At 40.1% G+C, this 6,000-nt stretch carries 4 protein-coding genes; all 4 read right to left on the bottom strand.

Annotated features, from left to right (window positions below; all coding sequences use genetic code 11):
* Window positions 1–142: 142 nt before the first annotated feature.
* Complete coding sequence (locus L693_RS0109110) at window positions 143–1,105, bottom strand: helix-turn-helix domain-containing protein (RefSeq protein WP_025716998.1); 963 nt, start codon at window positions 1,103–1,105, stop codon at window positions 143–145.
* 191 nt (window positions 1,106–1,296) lie between these two features.
* The gene (locus L693_RS0109105) at window positions 1,297–2,745 is read right to left on the bottom strand and encodes a glycoside hydrolase family 1 protein (protein ID WP_049825107.1); all 1,449 of its coding nucleotides are present in this window, start codon (window positions 2,743–2,745) and stop codon (window positions 1,297–1,299) included.
* Window positions 2,746–2,776: 31 nt separating this feature from the next.
* Window positions 2,777–4,687, bottom strand: a complete 1,911-nt coding sequence (locus tag L693_RS0109100) for a beta-glucoside-specific PTS transporter subunit IIABC (protein WP_025716997.1) — start codon at window positions 4,685–4,687, stop codon at window positions 2,777–2,779.
* A gap of 107 nt (window positions 4,688–4,794) precedes the next feature.
* Complete coding sequence (licT, locus tag L693_RS0109095) at window positions 4,795–5,628, bottom strand: BglG family transcription antiterminator LicT (protein WP_025716996.1); 834 nt, start codon at window positions 5,626–5,628, stop codon at window positions 4,795–4,797.
* Window positions 5,629–6,000 lie beyond the last annotated feature (372 nt).

The raw sequence follows: 6,000 nt of genomic DNA, 5'->3' as shown, positions 1-6,000 counted from the left end.
CTTAAAAAAGCTGTCTGATTTACTGTTGACAATCCATACACTCCTCTGCAATATTGATGTCTCTTTATGCAGAAGTATACGGAGCATATCACAAGCCCACTGCCTATACACGGATAAATCTGCGGTTAGACGGATTTTAATTTTAAAATACTTTCTTTATTGCCGACGGCTTCACTCCGTATTCACGGAAAAATTGCTCCGAAAATGCACTCACATTGCTATACCCTGCAGCCATCGCAGCCTCTGTCACATTGCTTTCTTGGCTTCGTAGCAGCTTCATCGCGTAATCCAGACGAATTTGGCGCAAATATTCAAATACAGTAGTTCCAAAGCACGCTTTGAACCCTTTTTTTAATTTAAAGTCGTTAAGGCCAACTTTTCTGGATAATGTGATCAGTGAGGGAGGATCAATCATGCTGGATTCAATGATTTGCCGGGCCCGATGCAGCTTTCTGACATCTTCTTTGGACAACCCTTCAGGCATGGGCGTTAAATCAAATAATTGAATCATATACCTGTTTAAAATCTCTAATGCCGCTGCCTCCATTAATAAAGGGGATCTATTCACACTTTTCATATCCTTGATCAAATGCTCAATCATCACTTTGCTTCTGTGATCCAGTTCAAAACTAAAATGATGAAATGCAGCTCCCTTAATAATTTGATCAAATTCAATGGCTGCCTGCTGACGAGCCATCAGCTGCGAGGCTGCATAATTAAACAATGAGACGGGGATGCCGAGTGCAAATGATGTGTATTGCTCATGAACCGGAGGCTGAAAATATGCTTTAAAATCCTGCAAAAAAATAAGTGCCCCCCGTCCTATCGGGAGCGTATATTCCAGACCATCCACATTGACATGGCGTTGACCGGAAAGCGCAAATTGAAGCTCAATCATTTGTCCACTGGAGGCAAACTGGGTCGGGTATGGATCATAATATTGAATATGTGAATACACAATTTCAATTCCGCTATATGTTGTAACCCGGTAAATATGCCCATGACCCGCTTCCGGTAAAATCATATAGGTATGTTCATTCTGTTGCTTAAACGGAGTTTTTTCCAAATAGCGCTGGTATATTAATGATAATGAACTTGAATTCACAAGCATTCACCTCAAATGTATTCATTCAGCCTGGTCCTATAAATGAGAATCATTATCAATAATCATAGCTGAATATGAGCGATTTGACCAGGTCTCCAGACTGTTTTCATTCCAGGGAAATGCAACAGCGTGTACCCATGGAGCATTGGCACGCGCTGGCTATATTTTTTAAAAAATCCAATTTAATCCAACTACTCTCCATTCGTTTCTATTACGTTCTTATACCAATAGAAACTCTTCTTTCTGGATCGGGCAAGTGTCCCTTTGCCTTCATTATCCTTGTCAACATAAATGAAGCCATAACGTTTTTTCATTTCGCCGGTTCCTGCACTTACCAGATCAATACATCCCCACGGAGTATAGCCTATTAAGTCCACTCCATCAGCAATCGCTTCTTTCATTTGCTCAATGTGTTGTTTCAGATAATCAATTCGATAATCATCGTGAATTGAACCGTCTTCTTCCACTATATCCACGGCGCCCAGACCATTTTCAACAACCATTAACGGGATTTCATATCGGTTATAAATATTATTGAGGGACCATCTTAATCCCTTTGGATCGATCTGCCAATCCCAGGCACTTGCTTTCAAATGAGGATTCTTTAGGCCCATGGATAAATTCCCTCCCACCTTCTCCTGGTTGGGATCGGCGCTGACACAAGTAGATGAATAGTAACTGAAGGTATAGAAATCTACGCAGCCTTCTTTTAAGATGTTTTCATCCTCTTCTTGCATCTTGATCTGAATGTTATGATCGCTAAAATAGCGTTTGGCAAACCCCGGATAAGCTCCTCTTACTTGAACATCTGAGCATAGGAAATTGCTCAAGTTATCCTTTTGTTGAGCTAACAGAACACCATCAGGATGACATGTAAGTGGGTAGGAACACATATAAGCAATCATACAGCCGATTTTAAAGTCCTTGTTGATTTCATGACCCAGCTTTACCGCCTTTGCACTGGCAATAAATTGATGATGCAAAGCTTGATACAGAACCTGCTCATTCTTCACTGTAGCATGGGCAAGCTCCCCATTTCCCTCCGGCATCATAGCTCCAGCCATGAACGCGCCAAATGACAAGGTTAAAATATTGATTTCATTAAAGGTTAACCAGTATTTCACGACATCTTTATATCTGTTAAAAAGCACTTCACAATATCTCACATAAAAATCTACGACCCTGCGATCTGACCAGCCATTATATTTTTGGGCTAAATGAAACGGTGCTTCATAATGTGAGATTGTAACCAACGGCTCAATATTGTACTTTTTCAATTCTGCGAATACACGATCATAGAACTGCAAGCCTTGCTCATTCGGCTCGGCATCATCTCCGTTAGGAAATATTCTTGACCAGGCAATGGACATTCTAAAGACCTTGAATCCCATTTCCGCAAATAAGCGGATATCCTCTTGATAGCGGTGGAAAAAATCAATAGCCTCGTGGCTTGGATAGTTCACTCCTTCTTCCAGTACAGGTGTAATTCTGCGGGAAGTCGTATGCGTTCCGGCTGTAATTACATCAGCGGTGCTTAATCCTTTACCTTCTTTATTATACCCACCTTCAAATTGGTTGGCAGCCGTTGCCCCTCCCCACAAAAATCCTTGCGGAAATTCCAATTTCGTTGTATTCTTCATTGTTTAATTCCTCCTATATATTTAATCAGGATTAGACCACAACGGTCAATAAATCCTCTTGATACTCAATCGACTTCTTCTCTGTTTCAATGACATCCAGGTAATTCGCAGTATTGGCAACGATAACAGGTGTGGTCAGCACATAACCTGCCTCTTTGATAGCTTCCATGTCAAATTCCATGAGCAGTTGGCCTTTTTTAACAGCATCCCCCTGTTTTACTTTGGGATAAAAATGTTTTCCTTTTAATTTAACCGTGTCCTTGCCTACATGGATGAGGACCTCAACACCGTGATCACTTGTAATTCCGATCGCATGACCTGACGAAAATAAGGATGTTAATACACCATCTACAGGTGAAATGACCTTGCCTTCGGAAGGTTCAATGGCAATCCCTTTACCCAGAGCACCTGTCGAAAAGGCTTCATCTGTTACTTCAGATAAAGACTTCACTTCACCTTTTAATGGACTGATCACCGTCTCTTGTTTTACTAAAACTTCTCCTTTAGCTGCTCCTGCTGTGCTGTCTTTTTTAGCTTCTTTCACTTCATCATCCTTAAATCCCCCAAAGAACATAAGCAAAAAGCCTAATACAAAGCTTACCAGGATACCAATAACTGCTCCATAAAATCCGCTGTCCATTCCGGCCGGACTGATATAGCTCGGAATCGCGAAAATACCCAATCCGCCAATGATGTAACCTTTCGTTCCCATCGCTCCTATAATACCGCCGCCTACTGCAGCCGCTATACAGCTTAAAATAAATGGTTTCTTGCGTGGTAATGTAATCCCGTAAATCGCTGGTTCTGTAACACCAAAAATCCCCGAGATAACAGCTGGAATGGAAAGTGATCTTAGTTTTACATTTTTGGTTTTAAGCAGAATCGCCAGTACAACGCCCGTCTGCGCAAAGGAAGCTCCAAGCGTCGCCGCAAGAATCGGATCGAATTTAAGCACTGCCAAGTTGTTCATAGCGATAGGAACAAGACCCCAGTGTAATCCAAAAATAACAAATACTTGCCAGAAAGCGCCCATGATTATGCCTTCAATAATAGGACTTAAGTTATACACAAAGAGGATTGCTGCCCCAAGTAGTTGACCTGCCCAAGTCGAGAGAGGTCCAATCACAATCAAAGCTAAGGGTACAATAACTAACAATGTGAAAAACGGAACCAGAAATGTCCTTACCACGCTAGGGATGACCTTTTTAAAGAAGTTCTCTATTTTTGAGCCTACATAGGTGGAAATGATAATCGGAATAACGGTAGACGCATAGCTCATCAGAATGACCGGAATGCCCAAAAATGTTATATATACTGGTGATTCAAATATAGTACCGCTAAATAGGGTATATAGTGGCTTGCCCGAGGCTGTTATCGTGCTAAATGTCGGATAAACAAGCGATGCCCCTATGGCCATACCTATAAAAATGTTGGCATTGAACTTTTTAGCCGACGTATACCCCAGAAAAATAGGGAAGAAGTAAAATAAACAATCTCCTAAAGCATTGAGAATTTCATAGGTACCTGATGTTTTGGCAAGCAAGCCCAGAGCTAATAATAAAGCGGTGAGTCCCTTGATCATCCCCGTGGCGCTTAACACACCCAGCGTGGGTGTAAATACGCCTGAAATAGTATCAATAAATCTATTAAATAAACTCACCTTTTCATCTGATGCTACTTCTGAAGATCCTGCCTGGAAACCACCTATCGCAGTAACATCAGCATAAACCTCAGGTACATGATTCCCGATAACAACCTGGTATTGTCCACCACTCTTTACCACAGTGACAATACCATCCATATTTTTCAAAACCTCTGTGTTGGCTTTACTTTCATCTTTTAGTTTGAAACGCAAACGCGTAATACAATGAGTTAGACTATTCACATTTTCTTGGCCGCCGACATTCCTGATGATGTCTTTTGCTAATGTCTCATACTTCATCTTAAGTACCCCTTTATTTGTTTTTATAAAAAAAGGCGAAACCAAACAGATCAAAATTCGATCTAGGTTGGTTTCGCCTGCATTACCAGTAACAATCCAAGTGTTATTCAATTTTGTCTTTGGGTCACACGCTGAATATGAATCGTTATATACAGTTTTTCCTCGTCTGACAACACCGTGTTCAAGTATTTCTCGATTTTCAGCATGCAGCCGTAGGCCTTTTTGTACTTTGCTTTCACTTGCCTCCACAAAAAGTCGTCTTGCAGCTCTACCTTTTCTTTTTTATTTAATCGCTGAAAGAAGAATCTTAAATGTGTAATAAATCGCTCATAACTGATCGAGTGTTCATCTATGGTGGTATTATAAGAGTATTTAATAATATTTAAGATATCGTGTATTTTTTGAGTTTGCTGAGCAACATCTGCTACCTTATTGCAGGAGCTGTTTACTTGAGCATTTATTAAATGAAGGGCTATATTACCTGCTTCATCTTCCGACAAGCGTTTGCCTGTTTCGTCTTCAATGAACTCCAGTGCTTTTAATCCAACCCCAAATTCTTTGGGGTAAAATTTTTTGATTTCCCAAATTAACGGATTTGCATTTTTAAGCCCTTCATCAAACATTTTAAATGCATTGTGCATGTGATCCGTAAGCGAAACATATATATAATCGCTCAATTGTGCTTCTAATATGCTTTTTGCATATTCAATGATGTCATAGCATAACGAAACATATTCTGTAGGAACATCCTCTAACAATAATTTAAATTTCTCTGAAGCATCTTTCTGTTTAAGCATAAAGACCTTTTCAATTAGATGTTCTTCTACTTGTTCTCCTGCACTCTTTTTGAATGCAATACCACGACCCATAACAACAAATTCATCCCTTTTTGAATCTTTGGCTATTATGGCGTTATTATTAAATATCTTCGTTATGATCATCTAACTGCCCCCTTATCCCACTAGCATTAAAAAAGGATTTAGATGATGGGCGAAATTTCAGATAGGTCACAAGACGGTAATAGCCGATCAAACCATCGTCGTAAATCAAATTCGAATGTATTGATTTACAATTTCAATTTATGAAAACGCATTCATATCAAGAGACAAAAGCCCTTACGTTTTCTCTGAATGATCTTGAGTGCCCACAAACCGATCTGATATTCCGTTTTGAAACTGGATATAGTCGGTTAACCACGTCCTATGACATCATTTTTCGGATGTCGCTTCGTTGGTTGACGTCATCATCTTTGTTGTTCAGCACTTGTATTATATCACTCACCTTTCTGCGTTAGGACTGAGCCAGATATTCGT

Origin of the sequence: Paenibacillus sp. 1-18, from assembly GCF_000520755.1 — a bacterium.
Lineage (GTDB): Bacteria > Bacillota > Bacilli > Paenibacillales > Paenibacillaceae > Paenibacillus > Paenibacillus brasilensis.
This window is presented reverse-complemented; position numbering and strand designations above follow the sequence as displayed.